Raw genomic sequence first — 16,793 nt, 5'->3', positions numbered from 1 at the left:
CCGGATGCAGGGGCAAGCGTTTTTGGTTTCTTTTTTGTGGGCGGCATTCCGACGACTGAAAAAAGAGACTCGCCGGGAGGCGAAACAGGGACTCGCAGCCCGCTCGACAATCAGCCTGGTTCAGGTGGTTTTAGCAACACTGAATGCAGACATAGCCAATGAATTTGCCCCCACAAGGTTCCCCTGTATTTGAATGTCTGCGTGAGGTCACCCCGCCATGGACAACCGATTGCGACCTTCCCGTTTGGCCACATAAAGGGCGTTGTCCGCGCGGCGCAGCAGGCTGTCTACCGATTCGGCCGGCAACAGGGTGGCGCAACCGAGGCTGATGGACAGGTCCAGTGGATGGCCCTGGACCAGGCACTGCAATTCGAGGATGCCCAGGCGCAGGCGTTCGCCCACCAGGGCAGCGGCTTCGCGGCAGGTGCCGGAGAGCAGCACGAGGAATTCCTCGCCGCCGAAGCGGAACACCATGTCGACATTGCGCAGGCGTACCTTGAGCGTGGTGGCCACCGCCTTCAGCACTTCATCGCCAGTGCCATGGCCGTGCTGGTCGTTGATCCGCTTGAAGTGATCGATGTCCAGCATCAGCACGGACAGTGGCTGCAGGTTGCGCCGCGCCAGGTCAACCTCGCGCTGTAGGGTCTGCTCCATGGCGATGCGGTTGCCGGTGTCGGTCAGCGGGTCGCGCAGTGCGCTCTGGATCGCGGCGCGGTAGAGCAGGGCGTTGCGCAGCGGGAAGAGCAGGCTGGAGAGCAGGGACTCCAGCTGGTTCAGCTCCTGCTCGTCGAAGCGCTGGTTGCGGCGGAAAATCAGCTCGCCCAGGTACTCGCCTTCGTGACTGAGGCGGTAGCCTGCGGAATGGCTGGAGCGGGTGCCGAATTCCAGGCGCAGGTCGCTGCTCTGGTGCTGGTAGGCCAGGGCGTCCAGGGGCACCAGGCGCTGCACTTCGTCGAAGAACAGGCTGACGATGCGCTCGACTTCCAGGCTGGTCTGCAGTTGCAGGGTCAGCTGCCGACGCAGCTCCGCCAGGCTGGTGGGGCGCAGCTTGGGTTGGCGATTGCCGGTGAAGCCGAGCCGCTGCAGCTTGGCGGCATCGAAATCGATGGTGTTGGTCCGGGTGGGAGGAACCATTGAATTGAACCTCTGACGCAAATAGCGACGACACCAGGCATACAGCTAATTTCGTGCCAGGAGCTCGTTAGCAGTTGAAAACCTTGTTTTTCAATCAGTTAGCTGTTTCTTTCGACGCCAGGCGGCAAGCCTTTGCCGGCTGATGGCGAAATAATGGCAATGTGATGCCGTTCACGGGGCGGAGTCGTCGGAAACCCGACGGAGGCTGCGGCGGTCCGATGACCGCCGCGGAGGGAGGTCATTGCGCGTCGAAAGCCTGGCCGTTCACGCCAGCGCTGTCCGGCCCCATGAGATAGAGGTAGACAGGCATGATCGTGGCAGGTTCCGGATTGTTGTCAGGGTTTTCACCGGGGTAGGCCTGGGCGCGCATGTCGGTACGGGTGGCGCCGGGATTGACGCTGTTGGCACGGACGCTGGCGATGCCGTCGACCTCATCGGCCAGCACCTGCATCAGGCCTTCGCTGGCGAACTTGGAGACCGCGTAAGCGCCCCAGTAGGCGCGACCCTTGCGGCCGACGCTGCTGGAGGTGAAGACCACCGAGGCGTCCCTGGACAGCTTCAGCAGCGGCAGCAGTGTGCTGGTCAGCATGAACATGGCGTTGACGTTGACCTGCATGACGCGCATGAAGTTTTCGCCGGACAGCTGCTCGATGGGTGTGCGCGGGCCGAGGATGGAAGCATTGTGCAGCAGGCCATCGATGCGTCCGAACTCGGCCTCCAGGGTCGCTGCCAGTTCGTCGTACTGGTGCGGCTGGGCGGTTTCCAGGTTGAACGGGATCACCGCGGGCTGCGGGTGACCGGCAGCCTCGATCTCGTCATAGACGGCATTCAGGCTGGCCTCGGTCTTGCCCAGCAGCAGCACGGTGGCGCCGTGGGCGGCGAAGGTCTTGGCGGCGGCCGCACCGATGCCGCGACCGGCGCCGGTGATCAGGATGACCCGATCCTTGAGCAGGTCGGGGCGGGCGGAGTACTGGAACATGTGAGAGGGCTCCTTTGGAGAGCTGCAAGTCGCAAGCTTCAAGCAGCAAGTAAAAGCATCTGGAAAGCACCGGCCAGCTTGAAGCTTGTCGCTTGAAGCTTACCGCTGCCGCCTCAGCAGCTGCACAGCGCGCGATCGAGTACGGCGCGCAATTCAAGCGGATGGTCGACCACGACATCGGCGCCCCAGTGCGTGGGGTTGTCGCTGGGGTGGATGTAGCCGTAGCTGACCGCGGCGGTGCGGGTGCCGGCGGCGCGACCGGACTCGATATCGCGCAGGTCGTCACCGACGAAGAGCACGCTGGCCGGGTCGAGGTTCAGCTTGCTGCAGGCGAGCAGCAGCATTTCCGGGTCCGGCTTGCTGTTCTTCACATGGTCGGGGCAGATCAGCACGGCGGAGCGATCGGCGAGGCCGAGCTGCGCCATGATGGGTTCGGCGAAACGCACCGGCTTGTTGGTTACCACGCCCCAGATCAGCTTGGCCTGCTCGATGTCCGCCAGCAGCTCGTCGATGCCGTCGAAGGGGCGGGTGAGTACGGCGCAGTGGCTCTGGTAGCGCTCGAGGAATTCCAGGCGCAGGGGCTCGAATTCCGCTGCATCCGGATCCATCTCGAAGGCGCAGGCGACCATGGCGCGGGCACCGCCGGAAACCACGTCGCGGATCGCCTTCTCGTCCCGCGGCGGCAGGCCGCGATCGGCGCGCATGGCCTGGCAGATGGCGATGAAGTCCGGCGCCGAATCCAGCAGGGTGCCGTCCATATCGAAGAGAACCGCTCTGAGTCGCATGCCGGTCACTCCTCGCGCAGGGTCTGGATCATGTAGTTGACGTCCACGTCAGCTTCCAGCTTGTAGTGCTTGGTCAGCGGATTGTACGTCAGGCCGATGATGTCCTTGACCGTCAGGCTGGCCGCACGGCTCCAGGCGCCGAGCTCGGAGGGGCGGATGAATTTCTTGAAGTCGTGGGTGCCGCGGGGCAGCAGGCCCATGATGTACTCGGCGCCGACAATGGCGAAGAGATAGGCCTTGGGGTTGCGGTTGATGGTGGAGAAGAACACCTGGCCGCCCGGCTTCACCAGGGTATGGCAAGCGCGGATCACCGAGGCCGGGTCCGGCACGTGTTCAAGCATTTCCATGCAGGTGACCACATCGAACTGGCCCGGCATCTCAGCGGCCAGGGCTTCGGCGGTGATGCGCCGGTACTCCACCGGTACGCCGGACTCCAGTTGGTGCAGCTGGGCTACCGCCAGGGGCGCTTCACCCATGTCGATGCCGGTGACCGTGGCGCCGCGCTGGGCCATGGATTCACTGAGGATGCCGCCGCCGCAACCGACGTCCAGCACCTTCTTGCCGGCCAGCTTGACGCGTTCGTCAATCCAGTTGACCCGCAGCGGGTTGATGTCGTGCAGGGGTTTGAACTCGCTCTCGCGGTCCCACCAGCGGTGGGCGAGGGCCTCGAACTTGGCGATTTCGACGTGGTCGACGTTGGTCATGGGATGTCCTCGAAACAGAATTCAGCGGCCGGCGATGCGATCGCCCCAGGCGCGGGCGGTGACGCCCAGGCGCTCTTCGTCCAGGCGGGTCAGGCGGCCGTCGTCCAGCAGTTGCCTGCCGTCGACCCAGAGGTGCCGCACCGAATCGCGCCCGGTGGCATAGATGAGTTGGGAAACCGGGTCGTAGACCGGTTGCTGGGCCAGCCCGGAAAGGTCGAAGGCGACCAGGTCGGCGGCCTTGCCGACTTCCAGGGAGCCGGTGTCCTGCTCGAGCCCCAGGGCGCGTGCGCCATTCAGAGTGGCCATGCGCAGGGCGCGGTGGGCATCCAGGGCGCGGGCCGAGCCGGCGACCGCCTTGGCCAGGAGGGCGGCGGTGCGGGTTTCGCCGAGCAGGTCCAGATCGTTGTTGCTGGCCGCGCCATCGGTGCCGATGGCGACATTGACGCCGGCCTGCCAGAGGCGTTCCACTGGGCAGAAGCCGCTGGCCAGCTTGAGGTTGGATTCGGGGCAGTGGATCACGCTGCTGTTGCTTTCCACCAGCTGGGCGAGGTCGGCGTCGTCCACCTGGGTCATGTGCACGGCCTGGAAGCGCGGTCCCAGCAGGCCGAGGCGGGCGAGTCGGGCCATGGGGCGCTCGCCGCGCTGCTCCAGGCTCTGCTGGACCTCGAAGGCGGTTTCCTGGACGTGCATATGAATGCCGGCGTCCAGTTCCTCGGCCAGCACGCGGATGTTCTCCAGCTTGTCGTCGCTGACGCTGTAGGGCGCATGGGGGCCGAAGGCCACCTTGATCCGCGGGTGGTGCTTGAGGTCGCTGAACAGCTCGACGCCACGGCGAATGGCCTCGACCGCGTCGACCGCGCCGGGGATCGGGAAGTCCAGCACCGGTATCGCCAGCTGGGCCTTGATGCCCGTGGCGTGGATGGCGGCGCTGGCCTGGGCCGGGAAGAAGTACATGTCGGAGAAGCAGCTGATGCCGCCCTTGATCTGCTCGGCTACGGCTAGTTCGGTGCCGTCGCGGACGAATGACTCATTGACCCACTTGGCCTCGGCGGGCCAGATGTGTTCCTGTAGCCAGGTCATCAGCGGCAGGTCGTCGGCCAGTCCGCGGAACAGCGTCATCGCGGCGTGGCCGTGGGCGTTGATCAGTCCGGGGGCCAGCAGCATGCCCGGCAGCTCGCGGCGTTCGCGGGCGTCGACGCGCAGCGCCAGGTCCCGCGGGGCCAGCAGGGCGATGCGGCCGTCGCGGATGCCCAGCGCATGATCCCGCAGGACTACGCCGGCAGGCTCTACCGGGACTATCCAGGACGGCAGCAGAAGCAGATCGAGCGGGGCGTTGGGGCTGGGCATGGAGGCGCATCCTGGGCGCAAAACGAAGTGTCGGCAGTATACCCGAGCCAGATGGCCTCCGGCTCGCTATAATCTGCGGTTTTTCCGCGAGTTACGGGTGGCGAGGTGGTCGATGCGTGAACAACTGTTAGCAGCCGAGAAGGTCAAGGCCATCGACTGGCGTGACGGCGTACTCCACCTGCTCGACCAGCGCCTGCTGCCGGCCGAGGAAGTCTGGTTGGCCTACGACTCCGCCGAAGGCGTGGCCCAGGCCATCCGCCAGATGGTGGTGCGTGGCGCGCCGGCGATCGGCATCAGTGCAGCCTATGGCGTGGTGCTGGGCGCCCGGGCCCGTATCGCCGCCGGTGGCGACTGGCGCGAAGCGCTGGAGCTCGATTTCAAGGCGCTGGCCGATTCCCGGCCGACCGCAGTCAACCTGTTCTGGGCGCTGAACCGCATGCGCGAGCGCCTGCAGCGCCTGCGCGATGGTGAAACCCCGTTGCAGGCCCTGGAGGCCGAGGCCATCTCCATCCACCTGAGCGACCGCGAGGCCAACCTGACCATGGCCCAGTTGGGCATGGAGCTGATTCGCAAGCACCAGGGTAGTCCGCAGGCCCTGTTGACCCACTGCAACACCGGCGCCCTGGCTACCGGCGGTTTCGGTACCGCCCTCGGGGTGATCCGCGCCGCCCACCTCGACGGGCTGGTGGAGCGGGTCTACGCCGACGAAACCCGCCCCTGGCTGCAGGGTGCCCGCCTGACCGCCTGGGAGCTGGCCAACGAAGGGGTGCCGGTGAGCCTGAATGCCGATGCCGCCGCCGCCCACCTGATGAAGACCGCGGGTATCACCTGGGTGATAGTCGGCGCCGACCGCATCACCGCCAATGGCGACGTGGCGAACAAGATCGGCACCTACCAGTTGGCGGTCAACGCCATGCACCACGGGGTGCGCTTCATGGTGGTGGCGCCCAGTTCCACTATCGACATGTCCCTGGAAAGTGGCGACGACATCCCGATCGAGGAGCGCGACGGCTCCGAGTTGCTGGATCTGGGTGGTCGCCGTGTCGCCGCCGAGGTTCATGCGGTGAACCCGGTATTCGATGTGACTCCGGCCGACCTGATCGATGCCATCGTGACCGAGAAGGGCGTGGTAGAACGCCCCGACGCCGCCAAGATGGCTCAGCTGATGTGCCGCAAGCGCCTGCACTGAGGCTTCGCTGCGGCATTTTTACCCTGCCGGCAGGCCGCCCGGCGGGGTAGGTGCAAGGCGGTGACTGTGGTAAGCTCCGGCAGTTATCGCGGCCCCTCCGATGAGGCGGCCGAATTGCACAGATCCTTGGCTTAACTCGTTGATTTGTCGTGAGTCGCTGCCGCATCTGGCCGCAGTGACGAGCTTCGCGCCGCTCAGGACGAGCGGGGCGGAGTTTCATCAGAAAAAGGAACCAGGCTTCTCATGGGCGAACTGGCCAAAGAAATCCTCCCGGTCAATATCGAAGACGAGCTGAAACAGTCCTACCTCGACTACGCGATGAGCGTGATCGTCGGGCGTGCCTTGCCGGACGCGCGCGACGGCCTCAAGCCGGTGCACCGTCGCGTCCTCTACGCGATGAGCGAACTGGGCAACGACTGGAACAAACCGTACAAGAAGTCCGCCCGTGTGGTCGGTGACGTCATTGGTAAGTACCACCCCCACGGCGACACTGCCGTGTACGACACCATCGTCCGCATGGCCCAGCCCTTCTCGCTGCGCTACATGCTGGTCGACGGCCAGGGCAACTTCGGTTCGGTGGACGGCGACAACGCCGCGGCCATGCGATACACCGAAGTGCGCATGTCCAAGCTGGCGCATGAGTTGCTGGCTGACCTGGACAAGGAAACCGTGGACTGGGTGCCCAACTACGACGGCACCGAACAGATTCCGGCGGTCATGCCGACCAAGATCCCCAACCTGCTGGTCAACGGTTCCAGCGGTATCGCCGTGGGCATGGCCACCAACATCCCGCCGCACAACCTCGGCGAAGTCATCGACGGTTGCCTGGCTCTGATGGACAACCCGGAGCTCACCGTCGATGAGCTGATGAAGTACATCCCGGGTCCCGACTTCCCCACTGCCGGTATCATCAACGGCCGCGCCGGCATCATCGAGGCCTATCGCACCGGCCGTGGCCGCATCTATATGCGTGCCCGTGCCGAGGTCGAGGACATCGACAAGGTCGGCGGCCGCCAGCAGATCGTCATCACCGAGCTGCCCTACCAGCTGAACAAGGCGCGTCTGATCGAGAAGATCGCCGAGCTGGTCAAGGAGAAGAAGCTCGAAGGCATCACCGAACTGCGCGACGAGTCCGACAAGGACGGCATGCGCGTGGTCATCGAGCTGCGCCGTGGCGAGGTACCCGAGGTCATCCTCAACAACCTCTACGCCCAGACCCAGCTGCAGAGCGTGTTCGGCATCAACGTGGTGGCCCTGGTCGATGGCCAGCCGCGCACGATGAACCTGAAGGACATGCTCGAAGTGTTTGTCCGTCACCGCCGCGAAGTGGTGACCCGCCGGACCGTCTACGAGCTGCGCAAGGCCCGCGAACGCGGCCACATCCTCGAAGGCCAGGCGGTCGCCCTGTCGAACATCGACCCGGTGATCGAGCTGATCAAGAACTCGCCGACCCCGGCCGAGGCCAAGGAACGCCTGATCGCCACCCCCTGGGAATCCAGCGCGGTGGAAGCCATGGTCGAGCGCGCCGGCGCCGATGCCTGCCGTCCGGAAGACCTCGATCCACAGTACGGCCTGCGTGACGGCAAGTACTTCCTGTCGCCGGACCAGGCCCAGGCCATCCTCGAGCTGCGCCTGCACCGCCTGACTGGCCTGGAGCACGACAAGCTCCTCGCCGAATACCAGGAAATCCTCACCCTGATCGGCGAGCTGATCCGCATCCTCACCAATCCCGAGCGCCTGATGGAAGTCATCCGCGAGGAGCTGGAGAAGGTCAAGGCCGAGTTCGGCGATGCCCGCCGCACCGAGATTGTCGCGTCCCAGGTGGACCTGACCATCGCCGACCTGATCACCGAGGAAGAGCGCGTCGTCACCATCTCCCACGGTGGCTACGCCAAGTCCCAGCCGCTGCACGCCTACCAAGCCCAGCGCCGTGGCGGCAAGGGCAAGTCGGCCACCGGGGTGAAGGACGAGGACTACATCGAACACCTGCTGGTCGCCAACAGCCATGCCACCCTCCTGCTGTTCTCCAGCAAGGGCAAGGTCTACTGGCTGCGCACCTTCGAGATTCCGGAAGCCTCGCGCACTGCGCGCGGCCGCCCGCTGGTCAACCTGCTGCCGCTGGATGAGGGCGAGCGCATCACCGCCATGCTGCAGATCGACCTGGAAGCCCTGCAGCAGAGCGCTGGCGCGGAAGAAGACCTGGACGAGAACGAAGGCCTGGTGATCGAAGGCGAAGTGGTCGAAGCCGAAGGCGGCGACGACAACGACGCCGAAGTCGCCGACGACGAGCAGGACGAGCCCACCGGCGCCTACATCTTCATGGCGACTGCCTACGGTACCGTGAAGAAGACCCCGCTGGTGCAGTTCAGCCGTCCGCGTTCGAGCGGCCTGATCGCCCTGAAGCTGGAAGAGGGCGACACCCTGATCGCCGCCGCCATTACCGACGGCGCCAAGGAAGTGATGCTGTTCTCCGACGGTGGCAAGGTTATCCGCTTCAAGGAGAAGCACGTGCGCACCATGAGCCGAATCGCCCGTGGCGTACGCGGCATGCGCCTGCCGGAAGGCCAGAGCCTGATCTCCATGCTGATCCCGGAAGCGGGCGCGCAGATCCTTTCCGCCTCCGAACGCGGCTACGGCAAGCGCACCCCGCTGGAAGACTACCCGCGCCGCGGTCGCGGCGGCCAGGGCGTGATCGCCATGGTCACCAACGAGCGCAACGGCAAGCTGGTGGGCGCGGTACAGGTGCAGGATGGCGAGGAGATCATGCTGATCTCCGACCAGGGCACCCTGGTCCGTACCCGTGTGGACGAAGTCTCCAGCTCCAGCCGCAACACCCAGGGCGTGACCCTGATCAAGCTGGCCAAGGACGAGACCCTGGTGGGCCTGGAGCGTGTGCAGGAGCCGTCCGACGACGGCGAGTCCGAGGCGCTGGAAGGCGAAGAGCTGGTCGTTGAAGATGCGGAGGAAACCGCAGTCGACGACACCCAGCTGGACGACGCACAACCGGCAGGTGAAGAGTAAGAGCAGCAGAAACGGGCAGGCCGTCGCCGGCCTGTCCATTCGGTAGATGACAATCGGCGGGGGTACTGGTGCCCCCGCGCTACCCAGTGAGAGTGGATGTGAGCAAGCGAGCCTTTAACTTCTGCGCCGGCCCGGCCGCGCTTCCGGAAGCTGTTCTGCAACGCGCCCAGGCGGAACTCCTCGATTGGCAGGGCAAAGGCCTGTCCGTCATGGAGATGAGCCACCGCAGCGATGAATACGTCGCCATTGCCGAGAAGGCCGAGCAGGATCTGCGCGACCTGCTGTCCATCCCCTCGAACTACAAGGTGCTGTTCCTCCAGGGCGGCGCCAGCCAGCAATTTGCCGAGATCCCGCTCAACCTGCTGCCCGAGAACGGCGTGGCCGACTACATCGACACCGGCATCTGGTCGAAGAAGAGCATTGACGAGGCCAGCCGCTTCGGCCGCGTGAACGTCGCCGCCAGCGCCAAGGGCTACGACTACTTCGCCATCCCCGGGCAGAACGAGTGGCAGTTGTCCAAGGACGCGGCCTACCTGCACTACGCCTCCAACGAAACCATCGGCGGCCTGCAGTTCGACTGGATCCCGGAAGTGGGCGACGTGCCCCTGGTGGTGGACACGTCCTCGGACATCCTCTCCCGCCCGCTGGACATTTCCCGCTTCGGCCTGATCTACGCCGGCGCGCAGAAGAACATCGGCCCCAGCGGCCTGGTCGTGGTCATCGTCCGCGAGGACCTGCTCGGCCGCGCCCGCGCCAGCTGCCCGACCATGCTCAACTACAAGGTCGCCGCCGATAACGGCTCCATGTACAACACCCCGGCCACCTTTTCCTGGTACCTCTCGGGCCTGGTCTTCGAGTGGCTCAAGGAGCAGGGCGGCGTCGAGGCCATGGAGCAACGCAACAAGGCGAAGAAGGACCTGCTCTACGGCGTCATCGACAAGAGCGAGTTCTACACCAACCCCATCGCCACAAACGCCCGTTCCTGGATGAACGTGCCGTTCCGCCTGGCCGACGAGCGCCTGGACAAACCCTTCCTGGCCGGCGCCGACGCCCGTGGTCTGCTGAATCTCAAGGGCCACCGCTCGGTGGGCGGCATGCGCGCCTCCATCTACAACGCGGTCGGTCTCGACGCGGTGGAAGCCCTGGTGGCCTATATGGCGGAGTTCGAGAAGGAGCACGGCTGATGTCCGAGCAAGAACTCAAGGCGCTGCGGGTTCGCATCGACAACCTCGACGAGAAGATCCTCGAGCTGATCAGCGAGCGCGCTCGCTGCGCCCAGGACGTGGCGCGGGTGAAGATGCAGTCCCTGCCCGCGGGCGAGACGCCGGTCTTCTACCGCCCCGAGCGCGAAGCCTGGGTGCTCAAGCACATCATGGACCGCAACAAGGGCCCGCTGGACAACGAAGAGATGGCGCGGCTTTTCCGCGAGATCATGTCCTCCTGCCTTGCCCTGGAACAGCCGCTCAAGGTCGCCTACCTCGGCCCCGAGGGCACCTTCACCCAGGCCGCGGCGCTCAAGCATTTCGGCCATGCGGTGATCAGCGCGCCGATGGCGGCCATCGACGAAGTCTTCCGCGAAGTTGCCGCCGGTGCGGTGAACTTCGGCGTGGTGCCCGTGGAGAACTCCACCGAGGGGGCGGTGAACCACACCCTGGACAGCTTCCTCGAGCATGACATGGTCATCTGTGGCGAGGTGGAGTTGCGCATCCACCACCACCTGCTGGTGGGCGATACCACCAAGACCGACAACATCACCCGCATCTACTCCCACGCCCAGTCCCTGGCCCAGTGCCGCAAGTGGCTGGACGCCCATTACCCGAACGTAGAGCGCGTGGCGGTTTCCAGCAACGCCGACGCGGCGAAAAGGGTGAAGAGCGAGTGGAACTCGGCGGCCATCGCCGGCGACATGGCGGCGAGCCTCTACGGCCTGACCAAGCTCTGCGAGAAGATCGAGGACCGCCCGGACAACTCCACGCGCTTCCTCATCATCGGCAACCAGGAAGTCCCTCCGACCGGCGACGACAAGACCTCGATCATCGTATCCATGCGCAACAAGCCGGGTGCCCTGCACGAGCTGCTGGTGCCCTTCCACAACAACGGCATCGACCTGACCCGCATCGAGACCCGCCCGTCCCGCAGTGGCAAGTGGACCTATGTGTTCTTCATCGACTTCGTCGGCCACCATCGTGATCCGCTGATCAAGGACGTGCTGGAGAAGATCAACCAGGAAGCCGTTGCCCTGAAGGTGCTGGGTTCCTACCCGAAAGCGGTGCTCTAGTGGACGGCAGCCGTCAGGTCGAGTGGCGCTCCTTGCTGGTGGACCGTGGCCAACGCGCCAGTCTCAAGCAGCAGGAACCTTGCCTCGTCTGGCTCACCGGCTTCAGCGGCGCGGGCAAGTCGACCCTGGCCGACGCCCTGGAGCGTCGGTTGCACAGCGAGGGCCGGCACACCTACCTGCTCGATGGCGACAACCTGCGCCATGGCCTGAACGGCGACCTGGGCTTCACCGCGCAGGACCGCAAGGAAAACATCCGCCGGGTCGGCGAAGTCGCGGCGCTGATGGTCGACGCAGGATTGATCGTCATCGCTGCCTTCATCTCGCCCTTTCGCAGCGACCGCGACGCGATCCGCCAACTGCTTCCGGGACGCTTCGTCGAGGTCTTCGTCGATACCCCTCTGGCTGTCTGCGAGCAGCGTGACCCGAAAGGGCTCTATCGCAAGGCGCGCGCGGGTCTGCTGAAGGATTTCACCGGCCTGGACTCACCGTTCGAGAAGCCACTGGCGGCCGAGCTGACCTTCGATACCACCGACCTGAGCGTGGAGACGGCGGTCCAGCAGATACATGACTACCTTCGACACCATCGATTTCTGCAAGGGCCGGGCGCCTGATGAACGGCCATGACCTGAACCGCAGCGAATCGACAACGATCATCGCGACCACAGGAACCAAGAGCATTGCTTATGAGCTGTGACTTCCTCGCCCTTGCCCAGCCGGGCGTGCAGAAACTTTCGCCCTATGTTCCCGGCAAGCCGGTGGATGAACTGGCCCGCGAGCTGGACCTCGACCCGGCCGGCATCGTCAAACTGGCCAGCAACGAGAACCCGCTGGGTCCGAGCCCCAAGGCCCTGGAGGCCATCCGCAACGAACTGGCCGAGCTGACCCGCTACCCGGACGGCAACGGCTTCGAACTCAAGCGCCGCCTGGCCGAGCGCTGTGGCGTGACCCCGGCCCAGGTCACCCTGGGCAACGGCTCCAACGACATCCTCGACCTGGTCGCCCGCGCCTACCTGGCACCGGGCCTGAACGCCGTGTTCAGCCAGCACGCCTTCGCCGTCTACCCCATCGCCACCCAGGCCGTGGGCGCTACCGGCAAGGTGGTCCCGGCCAAGGACTACGGTCATGACCTGCCGGCCATGCTGACGGCCATCGATGCCGAGACCCGTGTGGTCTTCATCGCCAACCCGAACAACCCCACCGGTACCTGGTTCGGCCCGGCGGCGCTGGAAGATTTCCTCGCCAAGGTCCCGGAAAGCGTCCTGGTGGTGCTGGACGAGGCCTACATCGAATACGCCGAGGGCGATGAACTGCCAGACGGCCTCGACTACCTGGCCCGTTACCCGAACCTGCTGGTTTCACGCACCTTCTCCAAGGCCTATGGCCTGGCCGCGCTGCGGGTCGGCTACGGCCTGTCCAGCGCCCAGGTGGCGGATGTACTGAACCGCGTGCGCCAGCCTTTCAACGTCAACAGCCTGGCCCTGGCGGCCGCCTGTGCGGTGCTGGAGGATGCCGACTACCTGGCCGAGAGCCGTCGCGTCAACGATGCCGGCATGGCCCAGCTGGAAGAGGGCTGCCGCGCCCTGGACCTCGGCTGGATTCCCTCCAAGGGCAACTTCATCGCCGTCGACTTCGGCCGCGATGCCGCGCCGATCAACCTGGCCATGCTGCAAGAAGGCGTGATCCTGCGCCCCGTGGCCGGCTACGGCATGCCTACTTTCCTGCGCATCTCCATCGGCCTGCCAGAAGAGAACGCCCGCTGCCTGGAGGCCCTGGCCAAGGTGCTCGGCCGTGGCTGATGTCATGTCCGTGCAACAGGGCGCGCCTATCTTCGGGCGCCTGGTGGTGATCGGCCTGGGCCTGATCGGCGGCTCCTTTGCCAAGGGGCTGCGCGAGAAGGGGCTGTTCGCCGAAGTGGTGGGTGTCGACAAGGACCAGGAGTCCTGCCGCATCGCCGTGGAAACCGGCGTCGTCGACCGTTGCGAAGCCGACCTCGCCGCTGCCTGTTGCGGTGCCGATGTGATCCAGCTGGCGGTGCCTATCCTGGCCATGGAAAAACTCCTCGGCAAGTTGGCCCGCCTGGACCTGGGGAGCGCGATACTGACCGACGTCGGCAGCGCCAAGGGCAATGTGGTGCGCGCCGCGAGCCGGGTCTTCGATGGCATGCCGGCGCTCTTCGTGCCCGGGCATCCCATCGCCGGTTCGGAGAAGAGCGGAGTGGAGGCGGCCAACGCCGGCCTGTTCCGCCGGCACAAGGTGATACTCACGCCGCTGGAGAACACCGACAGAAACGCCCTGCAGCGCGTCGACCAGCTCTGGCGTGCCCTGGGTGCAGATGTAGAACACATGGAAGTCGAGCACCATGACGAGGTGCTCGCGGCGACCAGCCACCTGCCGCACCTGCTGGCATTCGGCCTGGTCGACTCGTTGGCCAAGCGCAGCGAGAACCTGGAGATTTTCCGTTACGCCGCTGGCGGCTTCCGCGATTTCACGCGGATCGCCGGCAGCGATCCGGTGATGTGGCATGACATCTTCCTCGCCAACCGCGAGGCTGTGCTGCGCATCCTGGACGCTTTTCGCGCCGACCTCGACGCCCTGCGCGGCGCGGTCGACGCAGGGGATGGGCATGAATTGCTGGGCGTGTTCACCCGCGCCCGCTTCGCCCGCGAGCATTTCAGCAAAATCCTGGCCCGTAGGGCCTATGTGGACGCCATGCACAACAACGACCTGATTTACCTGGCGCAGCCGGGTGGCCAACTTGCCGGGCGCATCCGCGTGCCGGGCGACAAGTCCATTTCCCACCGTTCGATCATGCTCGGCTCCCTGGCCGAAGGCACCACTGAGGTCGAAGGCTTCCTCGAAGGCGAGGATGCCCTCGCGACCCTGCAGTCCTTCCGCGACATGGGCGTGGTCATCGAGGGGCCGCACCACGGCCGCGTGACCATCCACGGCGTCGGCCTGCACGGCCTGAAGCCGCCGCCCGGCCCGCTCTACCTGGGCAACTCCGGCACCTCCATGCGCCTGCTCAGCGGCCTGTTGGCGGCCCAGCCCTTCGACACCACCCTGACCGGAGACGCTTCGCTGTCCAAGCGTCCGATGAACCGCGTGGCCAAGCCGCTGCGCGAAATGGGCGCGGTCATCGAGACCGGCCCCGAAGGCCGTCCGCCGCTCACCATCCGCGGTGGCCAGCGCCTCAGCGGCATGAGCTACGAAATGCCGATGGCCAGCGCCCAGGTGAAATCCTGCCTGCTGCTCGCCGGCCTCTACGCCGCCGGCGAAACCTCGGTGAGCGAGCCGGCACCGACTCGCGACCACACCGAGCGCATGCTGCAAGGCTTCGGCTACCCGGTGAAGGTGGACGGCAACACCGCCACTGTCGAGAGCGGCCACAAGCTCAGCGCCTGCCGTATCGAAGTGCCGGCGGATATCTCCTCGGCCGCCTTCTTCCTGGTGGCCGGCAGCATCGCCCAAGGCTCCGAGCTGCTGCTGGAGCACGTCGGCATCAACCCGACCCGTACCGGCGTGATCGACATCCTGCGCCTGATGGGCGGCGACATCACCCTGGAGAACGTCCGTGAAGTGGGCGGCGAACCGGTGGCGGACATCCGTGTGCGTTCGGCCAAGCTGAAGGGTATCGACATCCCCGAGGACCTGGTGCCGCTGGCCATCGACGAATTCCCCGTGCTCTTCGTTGCTGCCGCCTGTGCCGAAGGCCGCACCGTGCTGCGGGGCGCCGAGGAACTGCGGGTGAAAGAGTCCGACCGCATCCAGGTCATGGCCGACGGCCTGCAGGCCCTGGGCGTGAAGGCCGAACCGACTCCGGACGGCATCGTCATCGAAGGCGGCCCCATGGGCGGCGGCGAAGTCTGGAGCCATGGCGACCACCGCATCGCCATGTCCTTCAGCGTTGCGTCCCTGCGCGCCAGCGCGCCGATCCGCATCCATGACTGTGCCAACGTCGCCACCTCCTTCCCGAACTTCCTCGGCCTCGCGGCCCAGGTCGGCATCCGCGTTGCGGAAGAGGGCAAGGCATGAGCGTCATCGTGCCCGTGATCGCCATCGACGGACCCAGCGGCTCCGGCAAGGGCACAGTCGCCGGCCTGCTGGCCAAGCGCCTGGGCTGGCGCCTGCTGGACTCCGGCGCGCTGTACCGCCTGCTGGCCTTCGCCGCGCGCAACCACGGCGTCGACCTGACCAACGAGGAATCCCTCAAGGTCCTGGCGGCGCACCTGGACGTGCAGTTCAACGCCAAGGCCGGTGGTGGCCAGCGCATCATCCTGGAAGGCGAGGACGTCACCGACGTGATTCGCTCCGAACAGGTGGGCGCCGGCGCCTCGCAGGTTGCCGCGCTGCCGGTGGTGCGTGAGGCCCTGCTGCAACGCCAGCGCGCCTTCCTCGAAGCCCCCGGCCTGGTGGCCGATGGCCGCGACATGGGCACCGTTGTCTTCCCCCAGGCGCAGTTGAAGATCTTCCTCACTGCCAGCGCCGAGGAGCGCGCCCGCCGTCGCTACCTGCAGCTCAAGGGCAAGGGCATGGAAGCCGACCAAGCCTCCCTGCTGCTGGAAATCCAGGAGCGCGACGAGCGCGACAGCCAGCGCTCGGTGGCGCCGCTCAAACCGGCCGAAGACGCACTGATCCTGGATTCCACCAGCCTCAGCATCGAAGAAGTGCAGGACAAGATCCTCGAAGCCTTCGCTGCCCTCGGCCTGGACGACTGATCCAGCGCCGCAACTGAAAACGCCGCAGTCTCATGACTGCGGCGTTTTTCTTTGTGCCGCAAGGGTAGGTTGGGCAGAGCCTCACCAAGCCCAACTATGTTGGAGGCCTTGCCGGGCGATCTGTGCCTGGCCCTGGAATGCGCGACGGGCGCGAGAATCATTGGGCTCCCGAGCTGGCTGATCGATTGACTGAAGTCGCCCCCACAAGACCAGGTTGCAGCCCCACGGGTGCTGGATTTGGGAATCCGGGCGATTATCGGCCGTCACGCACGCGTTCCCATTCCCTCCTTGCCACCGCCTCATTGCACAGAAGCCCCGTCCCTGCTGGCCGTGCGCCCCGAGCCTGGCAGCGATACCTGATTGTTCTCGACTCGCGAACACTCATATCGGCAAAAGCGACATTGTTGCCGATGAGGGCGTTTTGTAGCGTGCCCCAGCCGCACGAGCCGATCCGCCCCACGCATCGGCTTCGACAGGGCAAGCGGGCTGCCTTCCTCCGCATGTCACTGCCGACGGCCACAGGCGAACGAATAACAACAAGGTCAATGCCATGCGTCCTCACTCACCTCGCTCCCGTTCGATTCTGCACGACTCCCGCTCCAGCGCGCCTGCCCTGCGAACCCTGGTCGGCATCCACCTGC

The 16,793-nt window shown here is 65.6% G+C and carries 14 protein-coding genes; 9 read left to right on the top strand and 5 right to left on the bottom strand.

Annotation, left to right across the window (positions count from 1 at the left end; all coding sequences use genetic code 11):
* Positions 1-193, top strand: a 193-nt coding sequence (locus E8F11_RS12170) for a hypothetical protein (protein WP_280289076.1), incomplete at its 5' end; no start/stop codon positions are given.
* Between the two features lie 14 nt (positions 194-207).
* On the opposite strand, the gene E8F11_RS12165 is transcribed toward E8F11_RS12170, so the two are convergent.
* The 5 genes from E8F11_RS12165 to E8F11_RS12145 form a co-directional block, all read right to left on the bottom strand.
* Complete coding sequence (locus E8F11_RS12165; protein ID WP_280289075.1) at positions 208-1,134, bottom strand: GGDEF domain-containing protein; 927 nt, start codon at positions 1,132-1,134, stop codon at positions 208-210.
* A 238-nt stretch (positions 1,135-1,372) separates the two neighbouring features.
* Complete coding sequence (locus tag E8F11_RS12160; RefSeq protein WP_280289074.1) at positions 1,373-2,113, bottom strand: YciK family oxidoreductase; 741 nt, start codon at positions 2,111-2,113, stop codon at positions 1,373-1,375.
* 113 nt (positions 2,114-2,226) lie between these two features.
* Positions 2,227-2,907, bottom strand: coding sequence for an N-acetylmuramic acid 6-phosphate phosphatase MupP (gene mupP, locus E8F11_RS12155; RefSeq protein ID WP_280289073.1), 681 nt, complete (start codon positions 2,905-2,907; stop codon positions 2,227-2,229).
* A complete protein-coding gene (gene ubiG / locus E8F11_RS12150; protein WP_280289072.1) occupies positions 2,904-3,602 on the bottom strand; it encodes a bifunctional 2-polyprenyl-6-hydroxyphenol methylase/3-demethylubiquinol 3-O-methyltransferase UbiG in 699 nt (232 codons plus the stop codon). The genes mupP and ubiG overlap by 4 nt, the downstream gene beginning before the upstream one ends.
* A 21-nt stretch (positions 3,603-3,623) precedes the next feature.
* Positions 3,624-4,949, bottom strand: coding sequence for a TRZ/ATZ family hydrolase (locus E8F11_RS12145; RefSeq protein ID WP_280289071.1), 1,326 nt, complete (start codon positions 4,947-4,949; stop codon positions 3,624-3,626).
* A gap of 112 nt (positions 4,950-5,061) precedes the next feature.
* On the opposite strand from E8F11_RS12145, the gene mtnA reads away from it, so the two are divergent.
* The 8 genes from mtnA (at position 5,062) to cmk (ending at position 16,152) form a co-directional block, all read left to right on the top strand.
* Positions 5,062-6,138, top strand: coding sequence for an S-methyl-5-thioribose-1-phosphate isomerase (gene mtnA / locus E8F11_RS12140; protein ID WP_280289070.1), 1,077 nt, complete (start codon positions 5,062-5,064; stop codon positions 6,136-6,138).
* A gap of 243 nt (positions 6,139-6,381) precedes the next feature.
* On the top strand, positions 6,382-9,159 hold the full coding sequence (gene gyrA / locus E8F11_RS12135; RefSeq protein ID WP_280289069.1) for a DNA gyrase subunit A: 2,778 nt from the start codon (positions 6,382-6,384) through the stop codon (positions 9,157-9,159).
* 98 nt (positions 9,160-9,257) lie between these two features.
* The gene (serC, locus tag E8F11_RS12130) at positions 9,258-10,343 is read left to right on the top strand and encodes a 3-phosphoserine/phosphohydroxythreonine transaminase (RefSeq protein WP_280289068.1); all 1,086 of its coding nucleotides are present in this window, start codon (positions 9,258-9,260) and stop codon (positions 10,341-10,343) included.
* On the top strand, positions 10,340-11,437 hold the full coding sequence (pheA, locus tag E8F11_RS12125) for a prephenate dehydratase (RefSeq protein WP_280289077.1): 1,098 nt from the start codon (positions 10,340-10,342) through the stop codon (positions 11,435-11,437). The genes serC and pheA overlap by 4 nt, the downstream gene beginning before the upstream one ends.
* Positions 11,437-12,048: an adenylyl-sulfate kinase gene (gene cysC, locus E8F11_RS12120; protein WP_280289067.1), complete on the top strand. Its 612-nt coding sequence runs from the start codon at positions 11,437-11,439 to the stop codon at positions 12,046-12,048. Before pheA ends, cysC begins: the two co-directional genes overlap by 1 nt.
* Before the next feature lie 72 nt (positions 12,049-12,120).
* A complete protein-coding gene (gene hisC, locus E8F11_RS12115) occupies positions 12,121-13,233 on the top strand; it encodes a histidinol-phosphate transaminase (protein ID WP_280289066.1) in 1,113 nt (370 codons plus the stop codon).
* The gene (locus E8F11_RS12110; protein ID WP_280289065.1) at positions 13,226-15,469 is read left to right on the top strand and encodes a bifunctional prephenate dehydrogenase/3-phosphoshikimate 1-carboxyvinyltransferase; all 2,244 of its coding nucleotides are present in this window, start codon (positions 13,226-13,228) and stop codon (positions 15,467-15,469) included. The genes hisC and E8F11_RS12110 overlap by 8 nt, the downstream gene beginning before the upstream one ends.
* A complete protein-coding gene (gene cmk / locus E8F11_RS12105; RefSeq protein ID WP_280289064.1) occupies positions 15,466-16,152 on the top strand; it encodes a (d)CMP kinase in 687 nt (228 codons plus the stop codon). The genes E8F11_RS12110 and cmk overlap by 4 nt, the downstream gene beginning before the upstream one ends.
* The last annotated feature ends 641 nt before the right edge of the window (positions 16,153-16,793 follow it).

Source organism: Pseudomonas sp. BN417 (assembly GCF_029871205.1).
Taxonomy (GTDB): domain Bacteria; phylum Pseudomonadota; class Gammaproteobacteria; order Pseudomonadales; family Pseudomonadaceae; genus Metapseudomonas.
Note: the sequence above shows the minus strand (reverse complement) of the source record. Positions and strands in the feature narration are given on the sequence as shown.